The sequence below is a fragment of the Kitasatospora sp. NPDC033851 genome, assembly GCF_055576085.1.
In genome coordinates this window covers 1-17,999 of record NZ_JBVIRL010000063.1, presented here as the reverse complement: position 1 = coordinate 17,999, position 17,999 = coordinate 1, and the positions used below count along the sequence as shown (strand labels likewise).

Annotated in this window: 16 protein-coding genes and 3 pseudogenes; 9 read left to right on the top strand and 10 right to left on the bottom strand. The window is 69.0% G+C overall.

Features of this window, described 5'->3' with window-relative positions:
- Nucleotides 1-365: 365 nt before the first annotated feature.
- From ACZ51D_RS42695 to ACZ51D_RS42680, 4 genes and pseudogenes are all read right to left on the bottom strand, one after another.
- Nucleotides 366-593 (bottom strand): hypothetical protein, encoded by a 228-nt coding sequence (locus tag ACZ51D_RS42695; RefSeq protein WP_465665699.1) that lies wholly within the window; start codon nt 591-593, stop codon nt 366-368.
- A 53-nt stretch (nt 594-646) separates the two neighbouring features.
- Nucleotides 647-868: pseudogene (locus ACZ51D_RS42690) on the bottom strand (IS110 family transposase); the annotation flags it as partial.
- A 65-nt stretch (nt 869-933) separates the two neighbouring features.
- Nucleotides 934-1,077, bottom strand: a pseudogene (locus ACZ51D_RS42685) (P-loop NTPase family protein); the annotation flags it as partial.
- 417 nt (nt 1,078-1,494) lie between these two features.
- The gene (locus tag ACZ51D_RS42680) at nt 1,495-2,439 is read right to left on the bottom strand and encodes a Vgb family protein (RefSeq protein WP_465665697.1); all 945 of its coding nucleotides are present in this window, start codon (nt 2,437-2,439) and stop codon (nt 1,495-1,497) included.
- 630 nt (nt 2,440-3,069) lie between these two features.
- Here ACZ51D_RS42680 and ACZ51D_RS42675 point away from each other — a divergent pair.
- Nucleotides 3,070-3,618: a hypothetical protein gene (locus tag ACZ51D_RS42675; protein ID WP_465625643.1), complete on the top strand. Its 549-nt coding sequence runs from the start codon at nt 3,070-3,072 to the stop codon at nt 3,616-3,618.
- 31 nt (nt 3,619-3,649) lie between these two features.
- Nucleotides 3,650-4,729 carry a COG1361 family protein gene (locus ACZ51D_RS42670; protein WP_465665695.1) on the top strand — a complete coding sequence of 360 codons (1,080 nt, stop codon included), beginning with the start codon at nt 3,650-3,652 and terminating at the stop codon, nt 4,727-4,729.
- Between the two features lie 43 nt (nt 4,730-4,772).
- On the opposite strand, the gene ACZ51D_RS42665 is transcribed toward ACZ51D_RS42670, so the two are convergent.
- Nucleotides 4,773-6,083, bottom strand: coding sequence for a hypothetical protein (locus ACZ51D_RS42665; protein WP_465665693.1), 1,311 nt, complete (start codon nt 6,081-6,083; stop codon nt 4,773-4,775).
- 587 nt (nt 6,084-6,670) lie between these two features.
- Here ACZ51D_RS42665 and ACZ51D_RS42660 point away from each other — a divergent pair.
- Together ACZ51D_RS42660 and ACZ51D_RS42655 are read left to right on the top strand one after the other, a co-directional pair.
- Nucleotides 6,671-7,065, top strand: a pseudogene (locus ACZ51D_RS42660) (hypothetical protein); the annotation flags it as partial.
- Between the two features lie 196 nt (nt 7,066-7,261).
- On the top strand, nt 7,262-7,450 hold the full coding sequence (locus ACZ51D_RS42655) for a hypothetical protein (protein ID WP_465665691.1): 189 nt from the start codon (nt 7,262-7,264) through the stop codon (nt 7,448-7,450).
- A 306-nt stretch (nt 7,451-7,756) separates the two neighbouring features.
- On the opposite strand, the gene ACZ51D_RS42650 is transcribed toward ACZ51D_RS42655, so the two are convergent.
- Complete coding sequence (locus ACZ51D_RS42650) at nt 7,757-8,086, bottom strand: cyclic nucleotide-binding domain-containing protein (RefSeq protein WP_465625635.1); 330 nt, start codon at nt 8,084-8,086, stop codon at nt 7,757-7,759.
- Nucleotides 8,083-8,544, bottom strand: a complete 462-nt coding sequence (locus tag ACZ51D_RS42645) for a MarR family transcriptional regulator (RefSeq protein WP_317620883.1) — start codon at nt 8,542-8,544, stop codon at nt 8,083-8,085. Before ACZ51D_RS42645 ends, ACZ51D_RS42650 begins: the two co-directional genes overlap by 4 nt.
- A 932-nt stretch (nt 8,545-9,476) precedes the next feature.
- On the opposite strand from ACZ51D_RS42645, the gene ACZ51D_RS42640 reads away from it, so the two are divergent.
- Entirely contained in the window at nt 9,477-9,899 is a 423-nt protein-coding gene (locus ACZ51D_RS42640; protein ID WP_465665689.1) for a type I-E CRISPR-associated protein Cas6/Cse3/CasE, read from the top strand.
- A gap of 1,089 nt (nt 9,900-10,988) precedes the next feature.
- On the opposite strand, the gene ACZ51D_RS42635 is transcribed toward ACZ51D_RS42640, so the two are convergent.
- From ACZ51D_RS42635 to ACZ51D_RS42625, 3 genes are read right to left on the bottom strand one after another with little or no spacing between them, the layout of a single operon-like run.
- Nucleotides 10,989-11,156: a hypothetical protein gene (locus tag ACZ51D_RS42635; RefSeq protein ID WP_465665687.1), complete on the bottom strand. Its 168-nt coding sequence runs from the start codon at nt 11,154-11,156 to the stop codon at nt 10,989-10,991.
- A gap of 3 nt (nt 11,157-11,159) precedes the next feature.
- A complete protein-coding gene (locus tag ACZ51D_RS42630; RefSeq protein ID WP_465665685.1) occupies nt 11,160-11,867 on the bottom strand; it encodes a DUF2637 domain-containing protein in 708 nt (235 codons plus the stop codon).
- 57 nt (nt 11,868-11,924) lie between these two features.
- A complete protein-coding gene (locus tag ACZ51D_RS42625) occupies nt 11,925-12,176 on the bottom strand; it encodes a hypothetical protein (protein ID WP_465665683.1) in 252 nt (83 codons plus the stop codon).
- A 1,439-nt stretch (nt 12,177-13,615) separates the two neighbouring features.
- On the opposite strand from ACZ51D_RS42625, the gene ACZ51D_RS42620 reads away from it, so the two are divergent.
- The 4 genes from ACZ51D_RS42620 to ACZ51D_RS42605 all read left to right on the top strand — a co-directional run bounded on the left by ACZ51D_RS42620 (nt 13,616) and on the right by ACZ51D_RS42605 (nt 17,946).
- Nucleotides 13,616-15,619: a MarR family transcriptional regulator gene (locus ACZ51D_RS42620; protein ID WP_465665681.1), complete on the top strand. Its 2,004-nt coding sequence runs from the start codon at nt 13,616-13,618 to the stop codon at nt 15,617-15,619.
- A gap of 1,126 nt (nt 15,620-16,745) precedes the next feature.
- A complete protein-coding gene (locus ACZ51D_RS42615; RefSeq protein ID WP_465665679.1) occupies nt 16,746-17,165 on the top strand; it encodes an ATP-binding protein in 420 nt (139 codons plus the stop codon).
- 90 nt (nt 17,166-17,255) lie between these two features.
- Entirely contained in the window at nt 17,256-17,567 is a 312-nt protein-coding gene (locus tag ACZ51D_RS42610) for a hypothetical protein (RefSeq protein ID WP_360510158.1), read from the top strand.
- A gap of 175 nt (nt 17,568-17,742) precedes the next feature.
- Nucleotides 17,743-17,946 (top strand): hypothetical protein, encoded by a 204-nt coding sequence (locus ACZ51D_RS42605; protein ID WP_465665677.1) that lies wholly within the window; start codon nt 17,743-17,745, stop codon nt 17,944-17,946.
- Nucleotides 17,947-17,999 lie beyond the last annotated feature (53 nt).

Here is a 17,999-nt window from a genome sequence, read left to right as displayed (position 1 = left end):
TCTCCTCACACGCGGCCAGCATCCACCTAGACGTGACGGAGCGTCACCCGGCGCACAGAAGCACGATCGACTTCACGAAATCCGTGCCTGAACCGGAACACCGGAACACCCTGCCCAATACAGGGCGGTGCCGGATCCGATCGGCGTCGACAGTCCAGCCCGGCCGGGGAGGGCCTGGCGGAGGATCGCCGCCGATCCGGCCCGCCAGGGCCCGGGGGCGTCCGGCGTTCGCCGGGCGCTCACCAACCATCACGGCCCCGCAGGGTCAGACCCCTGCCGGCCGGACCGTCACCCACCACCGCCCCTCCACCTACCAGCAAGCCGGGGAAAGGGATGGAGAGAAGACATCCCAGCGAGCTAGGACGTCAAGCGGCGGCCGTGATCGACGACGTGACGGAGAAGGTGAAGGCGTGGTTCTCGTCGAACAGCTGGCGGTTCTGGAGGCAGTGGAAGAGCTGTCCGAGCAGTCGGTTGAGGGGGTTACGTTGGGCGCCAGCGTGCCAGTCTCCATGGTCGCGTCGGCGGCGGTAGTGGGCGTCGGCGCCGGGCGAAGCCTGGAGGGAGGAGAAGGCCCAGAGGAATCCGGCATGCATGAGCCGGGCGGGGGTCGGGGCCGCGGTGAGCACGGCGCGGCGCGCCGGCCGCTCGTGCGCGGGATGTTGGCCAGAACCAGGGCGTCGCCGGGGTCGGACTTCTTGCGGGAGACGCCGTGCCGATCGCGGTAGCGGGCGGCGGCGAGCGGGTTGATCGCGAACACCTGCCGCCGGCCGGTGCGCAGGACGGCCACCAGCAGGCCGTGGCTGGTCTCGATCGCCACCGGGATCGGCGCCGCCGGGGTGTCGCCGTGTTCGGCGAGCAGGTCCAGCAGCAGCCTTCGCCGCCCACGAAGACGACGGCGAGCCGGGTATGGGGGTCGTCCCAGAGGTAGCGGATGTATTCCAGCTGGTCACTGGACAGCCACTGGGCCTCATCCAGGACCAGGGTGCGGGGATACGCGGAGAGCGCGGCCTTGAGAACCTGATCGAACTCACCGGCATAGCACGGCGACTGGCCCGGCAAGCCGAGGCCGGTGAACAGTTCGCGGCACGCCGCGCGAGTAGTGGGACGGGTACGGAAGGTGATACAGCGAATACCCCCACCGCCCGTCCCCTGGGCCGCCCTCGGCCACTGGGCGGGGACCGAACAGGCCGGCTCATCCGATGCGCACGCCCCTCCCGCCCTTCAGGCCCGCACGGAACCACCCCGCGTGCCACCAGACAGACAGCGACCGGAGTGGACTTGACGTGTGTACAGCAGTATGGCCACCGGGTGCTGCTGGACCGGGAGTTGTACCTGTCCGAGCAGCACGCGGATGGCCACGGGACGGGCGCCACCCGGCGCTTGCACCGGTCCGATCGACGCCGACCCGGCGGACTGCCTGGCCACCCCGCCTCCCGTCGAGATGGCGGGAGGCGGGGTGGCCAGGCTGGGTGACTGTTCACCCCGGCGGTCCTGTCAGGGAGTCACAACCCCGATCTGGCTCGCGGAGTTCTCGGTGAACCAGAGGTTGCCGTCGGATCCGGTGGCGATCTCCAACGGGTTCGAGCCGGAGGTCGGGATCGACACCTCGGAGATCGTCCCCGACGTCGTGATCTGGCCGATGTCGTTGCTGGCGTTCTCGGTGAACCACAGGTTGCCGTTCGGCCCGGTGGTGATGCCCCACGGGAACGGGAAGAGGGCATCCGTGAGGTTGTAGGCGGTGAACACACCCGCCGTGGTGACCTGTCCGATCTGCGCCGCTCCGGCGTCCGTGAACCAGAGGTTGCCGTCCGGTCCTCCGGTGATGCCGATGGGCAGTGAGGCCAGTGAGGGGACCGCGTACTCGGTGACCGTGCCGCCGGTGGTGATCTGGCCGATGCTTCCGGACAGCACTTCGGTGAACCACAGGGCGCCGTCCGACCCGGCCGTGATGCTCAGCGGGTAGGCGCCGTAGGTCGGGACCGCGTACTCGGTGACCGTGCCGCCGGTGGTGATCTGGCCGATGTTGTTGGCGCCCGGCTCCGCGAACCACAGGGCGCCGTCCGAGCCGACGGTGATGCCCCACGGGTAGGCGCCGGAGGTCGGGACCGCGTACTCGGTGAAGGTGCCCCCGGTGGTGATCCGGCCGATCTTGTCGACGTTCGACTCGGTGAACCACAGAGCACCGTCCGGCCCGGTGACGATCCCGGCCGGGCCCGCGTTGGTGGTGGGCACCGAATACTCGGTGAACGTGCCGCCCGTGGTGACGCGCCCGATCGCGTCGGCGGAGTTCTCGGTGAACCACAGGGCGCTGTCCGGCCCTGCGGTGATGCCGACCGGGGCCGAATTGGCGGTGGGTGTCGCCAGTTCGCTGATGGTGGGGGTCAGCAGGCGGGGCTGCGATCCCCCCGCCTGGGGGTGCTTGCTCGCGAGGCAGCCCACGAGCCCCGCCGGCCCCCGGTGCTGGACACAGGACTTCACCCACGGGCGCAGGCGGGATCCGGGGTGGTGGTGCAGGGACTGGCCGAAGGCGACGGTGCCGGGAGCTCCGACAGCGGCCGTCAGGGCCAGGACGACGAGCGCACGACAAAGCCGCCGGAGGCGGCCAGGATGGCGAAACATGAGACACCTTCCCGGAGAACGTGGCGAGGGCCGGAGCGCCGGTACGACACACACGTCACCGGCGTCGGGCCTGTAGAGGAGAGAGGCGAGGCAGTCGTCCGGTACCGCGACACGCGGCTCAGGGCGACATCGCTTTCGCGGTCGCGCTTCGGACGTACACTCCCCACTGAACGAGCGTCAAAAACAAACGATGAGGCGGAAGTCACGGACTTCCTCTTCAGGATCCATTGATGCACGTATCATCCGACTGCATTTCGCAAATCCTTACTATCTGCCGATGGTGCGTTCGTTTCCCGGCCTGACCTGGCCGGGCTCTCCTCCATGGTCGCGTTCGACCAGATGGAGTAATTGCGTTTAGCTTCCGTGCGTATACGGATATCACTATGGGTCGTCACCGGGGCGATACCCGGGACGGTTGCTGTTCCGGGCTTGGACGACGAAGGAGAGCCCATGCGTATCCGATATTCCGTAGCCGCCGTAGCCGCCGCAGCCGCGATGGTTGTCACCACCGCCGGAGTGGCCAGTGCCGCGCCCGGAGACACGGCGGTCACGTTCTCTGTCTCGGGTGGTTCGTTAGCGATCTCGGTCCCCGCCGGTCCGGTGGGTCTGGGGAGCGGACTGCCCGGAAACTCCGTCAGCGGACAACTGGGCAATGTCACGGTCACCGACTCCCGAGCTCTGCTCACGGCCGCCTGGACCGCGTCCGCGATCTCCACCAGCTTCACGACGGGCGCTGGCACGGCTCCGGAGACGGTCCCGGCCAGCTCGGTCTCCTACTGGTCGGGGACCGCGAGCTCCACCACCGGGGTGGGCGTCTTCACGCCCGGCCAGGCCACGTCGGCCCAGGCCCAGAGCCTCAACGTCAGCCGCACTACCTACAGCCTCACCGCGGGCACCGGCAACAACTCCGCGACATGGAACCCCACGCTCGTCGTCGCGATCCCCGCCGCTGCGGTGAACGGCACCTACACCGGGACGGTGACACATTCGATCGCGTAGCCCAGCCGGCCTGTGGTGTGCGACCGTAGCGGTGCTCGCGTTGGTCTGCGGCGCGAGCACCGCCGCAGCCGAGGGCCAGGGCCAGACGCCGCCTCCCACCGTCGAGGGGAGCATCGGCCTCAAGTTGCTCGACGCGCCCCGGGACCGTGAGGCCGACCCGCGCGCACTCACGTACGTCGTGGACCACCTCGCGCCCGGCAGCGTCATCCACCGTCGGCTGCTGGTGACGAACACCTCCGACGTCGCCCAGCACGTCGATCTCTACGCGGGCTCCGCCGCCGTCAACAGCGGCACCTTCACCGTCGATGCCGATCGCACCCCGAACGAGCTCACGACCTGGGTCTCGGTGGACGACTGTGTCTCGGACGCGGATGTGTCCAGCAAGACGACGGACTGCGGCACATCGGGCACTCGGCCGTCCACGCCGCCGTCCACGCCGCCGTCCACGCCGCCGTCCACCGCAGTGCGCGACGTCCCGGCACACGGCACGGCCGTGGTCCGCATCAGCGTCCGGGTGCCGTCGAACGCGTCCGCCGGCGAACGGTACGCCGTCCTCTGGGCGCAGGTCGCGGGCCATGCCGGCCCGGCCGGGAACGTCCGCCTGGTCAACCGCGTGGGAGTGCGGTTCTACCTCGACGTCGGTCCCGGAGGCGAGCCGCCGTCCGACTTCCGGATCGAGGGGCTGACTCCCGGGCGCGCGCCCGACGGCACACCGAAGTTGGTGGCCAAGGTCCACAACACCGGCAAGCGTGCCCTCGACCTGACCGGATCGATGTCGATGACCGACGGGCCGGGATCCCTCAGCGCCGGTCCCTACGCGGTGAACCTCGGCACCACCCTCGGCATCGACCAGACCGAGCCTGTGACCGTCCCCCTGGACAGGCAGCTTCCCAACGGACCGTGGAAGGTCCACCTCACACTGGCCAGCGGTCTGGTCCAACACACCGCCACGGCCACCATCACCTTTCCCGGCGGCTCCCAAGCCGAGGCGTCGGTCACACCGGACACGGCGGACTCCCTCGCGATGACGCCGGGCATGGCCGCGGCCGTGTCGGCCGTCTGCCTCCTGGCCGCCTGCGGCTGGATGGTTCGCCGCAGGCGGGCGAGCTGAACCCGACAGGCCCGAATGGGTTCATCGGACGGGGAGGGCGATATCAGGCGACGGAGTGGGTCACGGTGGCCGTGTAGGTGCCGCGCACGGCAGCGGCGGGGACGTTGACCACGAGTGTGGGGGCCCAGCTCGTGGAGTTGTTCCCGTTGCCGGTGGAGGTGAAGCCGGTTCTCGAACTGCTGAGCGACTGTTTTGCCGAGGCGTCGCTCTGGCCCGGGGTGGCCGTCACGGTTCCGTTCGTGTTCGTCGCGGGTCCGGACCAGTACGAGACGTTCGTGGTGGTGATCGTCTCGGCGGACGAGGCTCCGCCGGTGGTGAAGTTCGTGGCGGACACCGTCGCCGTCCACGTGCTGGTGGCCAGTCCTCGCCCGTCCGAGACGGTCACCGAGCCGAGGGCCGCACTGAGGGTGCCACCGGGCGCCGCGCTGCCCAGGCCCGCCGTGGCCGGCACGCTGATCGACAACGTGCCCGTGGTCGGGATGACGGTGATCTGGGAGCTGTTGCTGCCACTGGTCTCGACGGTGTCCACGACCGCGCGGGTGAAGCTGGCCTTGCCTCCGGATGTGGCCGCCAGCTTCCCCGAGGCTGTGTAGATCGCACCGCCGGCGGTGAGCGATGAGCCGTTTCCCGTGACCAGGGCCCCCGCGGTGTTGTTGCGGTCGGCGATGATCGAAAGACCGGCGAAGGCCCCCGTGGTCGGTGCGCTGAGCGTGGTCTTGCCTCCGCTCTGGCTGGTGAAGGACGCACCACTGGTGGCCGCCGCGCACGCGGTCGGGTAGGAGGGGCAGGCGAGGTAGATCGTCACCCCCGTGCCGATCAGCTTGCCGCCGGAAATCGTCATGCCGTTGGTGCCGGTGATGACGTACGTGCCGGGATTGAGGGTGAGCGTGCCGGACAGGGACGAGATGCTGGAGTAGACCCCCGGGCTGATCGTCTGGTTCCCCGCGACGTGGTTGACCGAGGGATACGGCGGGGTCGGTGTCGAAGGACAGGCCGACGCGGCCGGGCACTGGGCCAAGGCGGCGTAGGGGTCGGTGCCGGCGGGCTGGTTGACCGGGGCCGGGCTGTACGAGCCGCCGCTCGCGGTGGCGAAGCCGGCCGGGGCCGCCGGGCCGCCGATGGTACCCCCGTTCGCGATGACCGAGGTGGTACCACTGACGAGCGCGGCCTGACTGTTCGTCGAGTTGACCAGGATGCTGCCGGTGACCTGGACGCTGCCGGGGTGGACGTACAGGGCGTCCGCGGCACTCGCGTTGAGGACGCACAGACTCGCCGCCCACGCGGTCGCGGCCCGGGCGGCATCGGACGGACCGGTCACGACCCAGGCCAGCGCGGACGCGAGGACAAGGACCATGGCACAGACCGCGCGTGACGGACGGCACCGTCCACGCGTACGACTGTGTTCGCTCGCGACCGGACGGCCGAACCTCAGGACCCGGGGCACGCCAGGACGGCACACCGGCGCGCCGTCCGACCCCTGGCCGTCGTCCACACGTCGGTCAGCGCCCACCCGAACAATGCCTGAGCGTCCAGCGGCGAGTCCCCCATCACGTCCACCGTCCTCAGCATGGCTCTAATACGTACCAAATGCCCCATTCTGGACGTAGGTTCCTGCACGAAGTGATGCCGGTTCAGCGTGTCTGGCTTCTGCATCACTTGGAGTCGCACGCGCCTGCCTCGAACTCGGCATCCAGGACCGCTGGATCCTCCGCCGTCACCCCACCATCAACCTGACTTCGCGTACTCATGGCAGATCGCCCCGCTGCCTGTAGTACCAGGAATGTCCCAGCCGTCTGCCCTGGTCGAAGTGGTTCGCGGTGAGGCCGGGACAAGGCCGGCAGCCGCCTGCCGCGATCTGCTACCGGCCGGGCGCGGCCTGCCCGACGACAGCCAGCAGGCGGGCGTGGACAGCGCGGGCGGCCTCGCGGGTGACCGGATCCTATCCGCGCCCACCACGACGCTGCCGGGATGCACTTGGACCCCGACGCTCCGGCCGCCCTGGAGAAGGCCGCCAACGAGGCGGAGAGGCGCGACAAAGGGGGGAGGCCCGGAAGAACAAGACGTGCAGGACACCTCAGACGACCCGGAACGGGAAGAACGGCGACGAATCCGGCGTCGGCGCAAGCTCCGGCTGAAGGCCTCCCTGCTCGGACGTTCCAGGGGCGGACAGACCAGCAAGATCCATGCCTCCGGCGACCGGAAGTGCCGCCCGCTGGTGTTCGTCCTGACCGAGGGGCAGGCCGCCGACAGCCCGCAGTTCATCCCCGTGCTCAGAAGATGCGGGTGCGGGACCGGTCGGCCGGCCCCGCACCCGACCCAACGCGGTCGCCGTGGACAACTGGGGTCGGGGCGGTGGGCGGTGGGCGCGCAGTCCGAGCGGGCCGCCCTGGATCGGGGAGCGGCAGTCCGGGCAGGAGCTCCACCAGGCTGTGCCGGACGGCAGGTCGGCCGGGGTGAGCGGGTGCGGGTGCGGGCCGGGTGTGGCGCGCGTCATCGGGGCCTCCGGGAAGAGGGAGGCCCGGCCCGCCGACTGTGGGCGGGCCGGCCCTGGACGGCGGATCGGTCAGGCCGTGGGCTCAACCCGGTGATGAGGCCGACTCCGTCACCGTCTCCAACGAGAACGGCCTCAACTTCGAGCGCGTCATCACCATCCGCGCCGACGAGCGCGTCGCCCTCCAGGTCCCCCGCCTCGAGTCCTTCGTTGTTGGCACCTGGGCGTAGTCGTCAGGCCGGGTCCGGGGCTGCTGCACTCCACGGCACGAAGCCACGATCGGTCGGTCGTGGTTCCATGCCGAAACATACATATCGCCGAGGCCCGCCTGGGCACCAAGGTGGCCATCACGACCACGATCGGTGGGTCGTGGTTCCCTGCCGATAAGTTCATAAGCGCCCCGCCGTTCCGGGGCTGCTGCACTCCGCGGCACGAAGCCACGATCGGTCGGTCGTGGTTCCATGCCGAAACGTTCATAAGCGTGAGGGGTTGTTGATCCGCAGCGGATCAACAACCCCTCGCAGTTCCTGCAGCGTTCAGTCCACGAGCCGAAGCGCTCGCGTCTGCCCGTGGGCTGTCGGCGTCAGTCGGAAGAACTTGACCTGGGCTCGCCCGCCGGACTGCTCCAGCCATCCCGCATCAACGAGCTGCTGCCGGATGCGAGAGAACATGGTCGGCGCCCATCCCAGAATGCCCGCCAGGTCCTTTGCGGACTGCTCGATCACCCCGTTCCGGCCGACGAGCTCCGGATCGTTGTAGAGCACGACCATCAGGCGCTGATTCGCGGTCAGATTGTGGGTTCGCCTCAGCAGCTCCCCGAACGACATGCTCCTGCTCCCATGCAGCGCAACCGTCTGAGTGCTCATCGGTCCTCCCACCACTCTCGAATTCTCGGGGCCAACCCAGGAATGTCTGGGGGGTTGAAGCGCTTCACCGCTTCACGCTGATCGTAGCCCGGACCGTGGAACGCAATGTAGGGCGTAATCCGGTACAACTTCGAGTTCCCGAACGTACCCACCGCGACCAAGATCCGGTGTTTGAGGAGCTTGCGGCTGATCCGGCCGATGGCATCCGCCGTCATGCCGACTTCCTTGCCGATGTCCGCCCCCGTCATCACCACGGGCTCCATGCCCTCTGGCGACGTTCCGATCCACCAGAGGACCATGAACTTCTCGCCCGGGGTGAACTTGTTGCTGCGGCAGATGGCGCGGACGCGTTCCTTGTCGACGTTCGCGTGTCCGGAGTAGAACGCGAACGGAGCAAAGGGGAGAAGTTCCCCGTTCTCGTCTGCTGGCGCGCGTCGACGCCGTGCGGCGGCAGCCACGTGGTCCCCTCCTTCCTCGGGCATAGGTCTTGGACCCTGCCACGGTCGGCCGCAGCGGATCAGATGGCCTAAAAGTACATGACCGAAACGTCACTGAGCCAACTTCAGGGGGCGCTCACGACCTCGTGTCGCGCCTCCCTCCAAGGGCATCCGCAGATGTACTTTTCGGCACTGAATCACGATCGTACGATCGTGGTAGCCAGACCTCTTGATCTGGTCACCACGAGGTTGTGGTCACTTCACCACGGTCCTATGGACAGCCTTGGCAGCCCCTCGATCTGGGTAGCAGATCTGGCGATCGTGGTTTCGGAAGGTATTTCCGCAGGTCAGCGCCCTAATGCGCTCTTCTGCCTCTTCTGCAACTGAACGACGCCAGCGACGTGAGCACCTCTCAGGGTGCTTGGCCATCCGACTGCAGGCCGCTGCGTGCTAACCGCACCAGGAGCCCGGGGGCAACCCGCCGTTGCATACCGCTGCTCGGCCGCGAACGGCCTCCCAGCTCCCGGGTCACCTGAGCGATGTGCTGGTCAGCTTCCCCCTCGGGCGGCGCGCATTCAGTGGCTCGTCTCTACAGCAACCACTGAGCAGCCACTCGGGACCGTTTTGGGTAGGCGGGAGCCCAGTCAGTTGATTCACCACTGACTGGAGCAACCACTTGGGCCAGGGGCAAGGGAGCACCGCCCGGAAGCCGGATGACATCGCCGCCAAGGCGGTGTCATCCGGCTGAGGACGGAGCGGACTGCGGCAGCGTAAGGGGTCTGGGGACCCGAGGTCCCCAGCGGGGGTCCGGGGGCTGGCCCCCGGGAGGGGGACTTGCGCTCCCTCAGTGACCACCGCTCAAGACGCGCGGACGGGCATGTGCTCGAGAGGAGGAGACGGGAGGCACCGCCGGGAGCGAGCAGCACGCCGGCACAGCCAACTCCCAGCAGGAAGTGAGAGATGGGCCTTTGCACAGAGGGCGGCGCCCGCATCACGAAAGCCGGGTTCCCGGCCTCCCCGGTCCAGGACCGGCTGATGCCCGTTACCGAGCGGATCACGCGACCCGCCGATACGCCACCCCCCGCCACGTCAAGGAGTGGTTCGCCGCCCGGCTCCAGCCCGCCAGCGCCGACCGCGTCGGACCGGCCGGCATCCGCCGCATCGGCGCCGACGCTGACCCGGACTCCCTGGCGATCCGCATGCTCCCCAAGCTCGGCCTGACCGCCAAGCACCAGGGCACCAAGATCGGCCGCGCCGAGATCAAGGGCGCCGTCACCGATCCTCATGCCTTTACCGGCGCCCTCGCCACCGGCGTCGGCCGCTCCCGCTCCCACAGCGCGGGACTGCTGCTGGTACGGCTGACGGCGGATGCGTAGGAGGGCGGCTGCCGGGCTGCGCGGTCGGCTCGCGGCCCGCTGCCGTGGCGCTTCCCGCCTGAGCGGGGATCAACCCGGGATGGGGTTGGGGAAGGTCTACGGGGGCGGATTCCGCGGCAGCGGGGGTAGCCGGGCGCCGACGGGCTGACCAGCGCGAACGGTAGCGACAGGTCCCGCATTGCACAGCGGGACCTGTCGGATTTCGCTCCGTGCCAACGCGTCAGGGGATGAAGTGCGCGCCGAGCAAGCCGCGACCGGTATCTGCCGCGGCGTGCCATACCGGGGTTACGCCGTCGAGTAGGGCGTCGATGTCCTCTTGATCGCCCCCCGCCATGGGGCGCGCAGGCGCGCAACGGCCCCGTCTGCGTCGCGGTGCCGTTGCGCGACCAGGGCCGGCTTGCCCCGGTTGGGGAGGCCCGGACGGCGTGTGGCATGGGATGGCGTCAGTGGCCGGACATCTCGGAGTCGCGGCAGGCTCTTGGTGAGTCCGGCCCCGTCACCGAACGCGTGGGCGGGGCCGGCTCGCCGCCGGGTGGGTCGACAACCGCTAGAGCAGCCAGCCGAGGAAGGCCACGATGTTACCGAGCAGAGTGAGGAGCATGAGTCTCGTTCCTTTCAATTCCGTCGGAGCATGGTTACCGGCCGTATGAGTTCAGCGCCGGGGTGCGGCTACGGTCTGCAGCCCGTCGCACGCACTCCGTAGCTACCCAAGCCAAACGTGAGGTCACCCGAAAGATGGATGATTCACCCTATTGGGCCAACCTGATGTGACCCGCCTCGCCATGGGCGCTGCTCGGTTCGGCCCGCCCGATCCGTTGCCCAGGGGGCAGCAACGTGGGCGGGGAGGAAGGAGGGCGCAGCGATCGTGGGGTCCCGCGTGGGCAGTGGATCGGCGGCAGGTTGATGTGAGGGCGTGCGCGGTGGGCCTGGCATGTGAACCGTGGTCGCTGCCGGACCGAAATCGGGAACGGCGCAGCCGGGACAGTGCTCGATCCGAAGCAACGGCCGGACGCCGCCCGCATCCGGTGGCGTGCCGACCCGGAACAGTGCGGCGCCCCTCCTGGCCGAGAAGGGGAGTGCCAGCGCGCGTCAATCACTCGCGGTCGGGCTGCCGGTGAGGGTGGGGACGCCGGCGATTTCCGGATCGGTCGCGGCTGCTTCCTGCCGATCATCGCCATGCGCGCGGCGATGATCCTGAAAGAGAATCTTCGGGTTCCCGCACGGACGGGCGGAGAATGCAGGCGCTGTGTTGTTCATGTGCTACCGAGCCCGGTGCGAGGGTTTCTGCCGACGGTCCTCCTGGGACTCCTGTCGGGCGACGAGCAGCTGGCGCACCATCTGCTGCAAGGACACCACAGCCGTCACCGGCGGAAGGCCCGCGACGACGGCCTCGGGCATCGTGCAGGGTGTGTTGATGATGCACAGGAGGCTGGCGATGCCCGCGAATACCAGGATGACCGTCCAGGAATTCGCCATCCTGCGCCCTCCCAGCGCGGCACGCAGAACGGAGAGGGAGGCGACCATCCACGGTCCGTAGACGACGACCGGCCAGTACTGGGACAGACCCCGCGGCAGCTGCGAAAGGGCCACGTTCCGCAGCGGATGGTAGGAGATCATCCAACCGAGGATGCAGACCGCAGTGACGATCGTCAGCGTCAGGAATCCGATGACGGATCCGAGGATGTCGGGCCGGCGGCGTGTTGGGCGGGCGCGACGCTCCCGGCGGGCGGCGATCAACTGGGGGTGGAACCCCATGGCCGGCAGGCCGGCCTCCTCCTCGACCGCTTCCGCGTTCGAAGAATGCGGAAGCATCCCCGGATCGGCCCAGCCGTTGACAACCGGATAGGACAGGTCGGCGGACAGCTGCCCGGCGGACGGCCAGAGGGAGCGGTTGTGTATGACCCCGTCGTCGGGGCTGAATCCAGGCGTGTAGTAGGGGCTGAAATCGATGTCCGTCGACTCGTACAAAGCAGTCCTCCTGTTTGCGTCATCGTGGATCGCGGCCGGCGCTCTCAATCAGCCCGTTTATTCCTCTGATCGTTTCAGCCGCGTCGAGAACTCGAACTCGAGTCGGCGCAGGATGCGAAAGAGTTCGGCCAGCTGGCGCGAGCAATGCGTCAGCACCACGCGTTCGCCGTTCTTCACGAGATAACCGATTTCCAGGTCGCCCGCAGGATTCGTCCGGTCCGGAACGAATAGCCAGTTGTCACCGGCACTGCAGATCCGGTCCCGCTCCAGCGGCAAAGGAGGAGGCGGCTTGACTGCTGTTGGACTCATGCCCCGACAACGATGGGCTAATCGCCGGGAAATGTACGGCATCCGGGTGTCCTGAAATATGCTCAGGCTGCCGGCGCTCGGAGCTTTTACCCAGGCCGCCGAGCTCCTTGCCGAGCGTGCGGCGTTCTTGCGGCTGGCCTCGGATGGGGACGGTCGAAGCGAGCGTGACCCCGTCCGCTCGCTCGGCTTCCCCTCTTTCACGGCGGGACGGCCTCGAATGGTGCCGGATGCTTTGCAATTCTCCCCAGCGGGGCGCGCCTTCGATTCGGTCATCCGATTAACAGACGCTCGGATTGCGTGCGTGAAATGGCCGGTTGCACGTTTCCCGTATCGGGTGACTGGTGACAGGACCGCTGGATGCCGCATCATGGCCGTCGGCGTCCTGCCGTCGCCGTCACGCGGAACGCTCCGGGCGGACGATCGAACCCCACTGCCAGGCGTTCGAGCTGTCCGTTCTTGCCGACTCGAACGAACCACTGCCTGTGGCCGGGCCCAGTGGGCCCCTGCGATGAGTCGTATACGAGAGGTATTCACACTCTGTGATGGGAGGAGTACTCTTGGTCGAGACTTGGTTCAGTCGTGGATCAGCCGTCCGGACTCCGGTGAGTCCGAACGGCTGTGGGGGTGCAGTCGGTGCGACATCGCTGTTCCAGATCACCCCTCGGGCGCCTGGACTCGAAACCGCGTCAGGCAGAAGCGACCACTCGTGATCGCTTCTCCTCGTTCGTTCGACCCTCTTCAATCACCGTGCCCCCCTGCGGGGAGGTTTTGACGTGACCTAGCAGCATGGAGACGGCTTGGTCCGCACCACCGGACCTTCACCGTCTGTGCACCAATCACATGCCTCGGTGTCTGAACGCCCTGTATCCGTCGTCGCCGACCACATGCCTGAGTCGACGACGGAATTTCACCGCTGCCTCGGCCCGTCCGCACACTCGGGATCAGGCGAGAACCTGTGTCCTGACGGGCTGTTGCCTTCTCACACGTCCGTAAGTAGGCACTGCCATTTTGCATCACCGAATCAGAATCTGCCAGCCGCTCCCCGCCCATGTCGTGATCCGCCGTTCCGTCCTTCCCTGGGGAGGACGCGGGCATCTGAATGAGCGAAACCTCAAAGGACCTCCCCAAACGGGCTCTCGAGCGCGAGTGACCACCGCTCGAATGGAGCCGGCCGGGGAAAGGGTCGCCTCGGTGCCTTCGGGACGGCTGGCGTATCGCCCGTCGACCGATCCGGGCGTCGACGGGCGGCCGGGCGGGCCGGGCAGCGAAGCGGGCGGGCGTCGGGCTTTCGGCGGTGCTCCGTGAGCCCGCCGTACTCGGGCGCTGCGTGCACGGAGCGGGCCCAGGGCCCCGGGCCTGCCCGCGGGCAGGCCCGGGGCCCTGGGCGGGCCGGCCTGCCCGCCACCCGGTTCCCGGCGGTGTGGCTCAGTGACAGGGACTTGACCGGCGACCTGATCCGGGTCGTGACGCTGGTGCAGGACTACGGCTGGAAGTCGGGATTCTGCTTCGCTGCCGACGAGACCATCGGGCGGCAGCTCGGGCTGTCACGGGGCGGTGTCAACCGTCTGATCGCCAGAGCGAAGGCCAAGGACCTGGTTCGAGCGACTCGGAATCCTGCCACCGGAACCATGAACCGACGCGTCCGTCCGCCTGCCGACGACGAGCTGACCGTGTGCGTCGGCTCGTACGCCCGGGCGTCTCTGGCCGGTACCCGGTTCAAGGTCTATGCCCTGCTCACCCTGCGGCAGCACTTCCCCGAACCGACTCCCCTCGCGCGGATCGCGCGCGAGTGCGGGATGAAGGAGGCAACGGCCCGTGAAGCGGTGGCCGAACTCCTGGCCCAGGGGTGGGTGAGCCGACGAGTCGGCGAGAGGAGGGCGTACAGATACGTCGTCCATCCCGTGCCCTTGCGCGTACCGAACGGGCAGCCGGAGTCCCTCCCGAGCGGGCCCGTCCCCGCGCCGCGGTCCGCGGGCGGGCCCGCGGGCGACGGTGTTGGGGTCCTCGACACCGGACCGGATTCCCGTCACGGCGACTCGCTCGACCCGTGCCGGGAGGCCGCCGGTTCGGTGACAGCCGATCCCCCCGTTTCGGTGACACTGGCCACCCCCGATTCGGTGGCAGAAACACGATCCTCCCAACATGACCTGCTGAACACGCCTGCGGTCGTGGGCGGTTGTCCGTCCCGCGAACCGGCAACCGTGCGCACCCGCGCGCGAGGCCACGCGGCGGGAACCGATGGGGACGCAGCAGGCCCGGCAGGGCGCGACAGACGGCAGACCGACCGGAAGACGATCCGGTCGGTGACCGACGAGCAGAAGCGATGGGGCCGGCAAGCCGCGTCGTCGGCCCTGAGCCGCCTGCCGAGGCAACTGGCGGACCGGCTGACCGAGCGACAGCTCGACCTCCTCGCTCAGCACATCGTCGCAACATTCGCCGACTACGGCACATCCCCCGACGTCCACGGTGCGGTGGTCCTCGAAGCCCTTGAGTCGGCGTGGGAGTTCGCGCGCCGCAGGGAGCCGGTCGGCGCCGTGCCGTGGTCCTCGGTGGTCTCCCCGCTGCCCTGGCTGATCAAGGTCGTCGACCGGGCGAGCGAGACGGTCACCGGGAGCAGGCCGGTCCGGAGCCCCGAGTGCGCGCTCTGCCGCGGGCCCCTGGTCGCCCGCGACGCCGACGATCCGGAAACCTGCCGTTCCTGCGGTCCCGCCGCCGCCGCTGCCGCCTGTCGCCGGCTTCGGGAACAGTGGGAGCCGGTCGGCCACGCGCCGCACGCGCCACCCGCGACAGACCCGCTCACGATGCCGGTCGCGCCCGGTGCGTGCGGACCCGCCGACCGGTCGGCGGCAGGGGGTGACGAGTCGGAAGGAACAATCCTTCGCCGGCGGCTTGCTGCTCGCCGGCTCGAGCGGGAGCGGACCTGTGCCCGGGGTGGCGAGGCTCAGCCGACGGCCCGCCCCGCCGACGCCGCTCGGCACCGGCGGGGCGCCACCGGGGCCTCCGGTCAGGAGGCCGCCGGTCGGGGAAGCCCCGGCCAGGTGCCCGGACACGGGACCGGGCCCCGTGACGCGCCCCCGGAAGCCGTAGCGGCGTCCGATCCCGCTCCGCGGCGGGACGGCCGACCCGATGCGGGGAAGACCGGCACGGCCGCGCAGCGCGGCCGGGGCCTGCGAGACGCCACCGCGGAACCTCCCGCCGGGTCCACCTCTCCGATGGTCCGCCGGTTGCCCGTCGGCGCCAGAGGCCGACGCGGGTGCGGGGACAGCCCGACGGGATCCTCACCCCGGGTCCGGCTCCTGCCATTCCGATCGAGCCCGCGGTCAGGGTGCCGTGATCGCCGCCGTCGGATCCCGGCCGGTTCCCGCACGCGGTATTCCGCGATCAACGGGCAGTCGCCTCCGGATATGGTGTCCAATTTCCCGAGCGGACGGACCGGGATATGAAAATTTCCTGCGGAAGGGCTTCCGGTCCGGTCGCACAAGCGGTTTGTACTTCCGGCGCGCTCGACCGTACGGGTGAATCGACCGGTCGGGGGATTGCGGCTATTTCGGCCCGATGAGTAACTGGGTGCATCCGAACCGGGTGGGTCACCCATCCTCTCCGGGGGTAAGCAGCTGCGGTGTCTGCCAGCGCTTCCGGCTTGCGCCTAATCGCTGAAGTGGCGCGTTGCCGTACCCCGGTCGAGGAAATTGGATCCGCGGGCCGGTGCGACTCTCATCGCACCGGCCCGCGTCGGCTCGCAGGGTCGTCTCCGCAAGAGCCGGCAGAAGCACTCCTTCCGGGCGTGCACGGGTCTTTGGGATCACACCGTCGATCAGAGGCCCTACGGCGAGATCGTTCTCGGGGATGCGCCTGCGGCGCAGCTCCTCGCGGTGACGGTGCTGCTGGAGGCCGCCCCTCGTCGACGGTGCCTCCGACGTCGGAGGCAGACCGGCGCACGGCCGGGGCGGGCTTCGCCTCGTGACGTCGCCCGTGCGTCGGCGCGCCGGTCCTCCGGCCGAGGTTGGCCGGTCCGGCAGCGCATCCCCACCAGGACGTTTTCCCCGGCCGCGACGCGCACAGGCGGAACGGCTGATTTCGGCCAGGTCGGTGCGGAATTCCGTGAGCGAGTCGCCGGCCGCCCTTGTGCGCCCGGAGGGAAGTTTGCCCCAAAAGGCTCCACTGATTGCCGGGACCAATGGACCGCCGCCATTCGCCGTCAAATCCGGACTCGAGTGGACGAAGCAAGCCGTTTCATTCCGCCGGATCATCAACGGTGTGAACTATTCCTACCTTCACACTAGGCGCTGTATTGCATAAATGCGCCCCCTTTTCTTGCGACGGATAGCTCCCCGCGAATAATCTATTTCTGATTTACTTCCACTCGGCCGGCTGCGTGCCGAAGGGAATGATCCCCGGGCGCCGAGCGTGGACCGGGACGCGAAAGCCACGAGCAGTCGCACCGGCAGCCGCATTCGGCCCGTGAGCCGAGAAGCGGTCCCGCCGTTCACCGAGGAGGAGATTCCACTGACCACCGCAGAGATCGATGGACGGCTGGCAGGAGCTCTCGCCGAAGATGTCCTTCGACACTTGGTCAGAGGCCGTCCGCTGTCCTTCAGGCTGCCGTCCCTGGTCCGCGCGGTACCGATCTCCCGGCGGCTGGCAGGGCTGTGGCTGGACGCCGAGGGCGTTCGGGCCGGCCATACCCGGGACGCCGTCCTGCTGGTGATCTCCGAACTGGTCACCAATGCCCTCGAGCACTCCAACAGCGCGCACATCACCGCCTGGTTGCGCCGGACCGCGGACCAGCTCCTGGTGGAGGTCCGTGACCAGGGAAAGACCTCCGCGGTGCCGCAGCTGCACCGAGCCACGCCGGACGAGGACCACGGCAGGGGTCTGGCGCTCGTCGCGGACTACTCGCAGGACTGGGGGGTGCGGCTCAGTACGGACGGCAGCTGCTCGGTGTGGGCCGCCGTCCCGCTGTCCGGTCGGAGCGCCGCGGCGTGCTGACCGTTGCGGGACGGTCGCGATCCAGCCGGGCCGGGCGGCGCATCGAGCGTCAGCCCCGGTCTTCCACTGCGCACATCGTGAGGAGAACCCATGTCCAGCTCAGGCATCGAGAGCCGTGAGATCGTCAACAGCGTCATCAACTCGGTGGCCCGGCTCGACCGCGACGGCCTGCGTCGCCTCGATTCCGAAGGGCTCAGCGCGCAGTTCAACGCGCGTCTGGAGCTCGAGGACTACTTCCACGCGCTCTGGGAGCACTTGAAGGAGTGCGGCGAGCGCCCGGCCATCCGCACGGAATACCAGCCGCTCGCCGCTGTCCTCGACCTGCTCGCGAGCTTGAGTGAGAACGTCATGTTCGCGGACGGCGTCACGCAGCAGGACCTGTTCCGCCAGCCCCAGCAGTGACAGACCCCTCCGGAGGCAGGTGCCCGGGGTGTCGGCGGGAGGATGCCGGCGTCCGTGGCCGGTCGACCGGCCACGGGGCAAGGGCGCGGGGGCGGGCTTCCGGGCTCGGAACGCCGGGGCCCGGGCGGCAGCGCGGTTCAAGGGTGCGAAGCCCCGGGAGACGAGCAGGACGCCGATGCCTCGGCGGGCCGCGCACCGCGTCTGGCCGGCCAGGGAGTGGGCGCTGGACGCCATCGCGCCGCACGTCGAGCAGATCATCGGCACGGTCGGGGCTCAGGCGATCGCCGACTTCGGCATCGACTGCGCCCAGTTGCACTGGGACATGACCTCGGTCTCCCTGATTTTGTCGGGTCATATGAGAGCCACTGCTCCGGGGTGAACGGGAGCCAGGTCTAGGCCGTTCGTGGTGGAGACGTACTCGACCATGGCGGG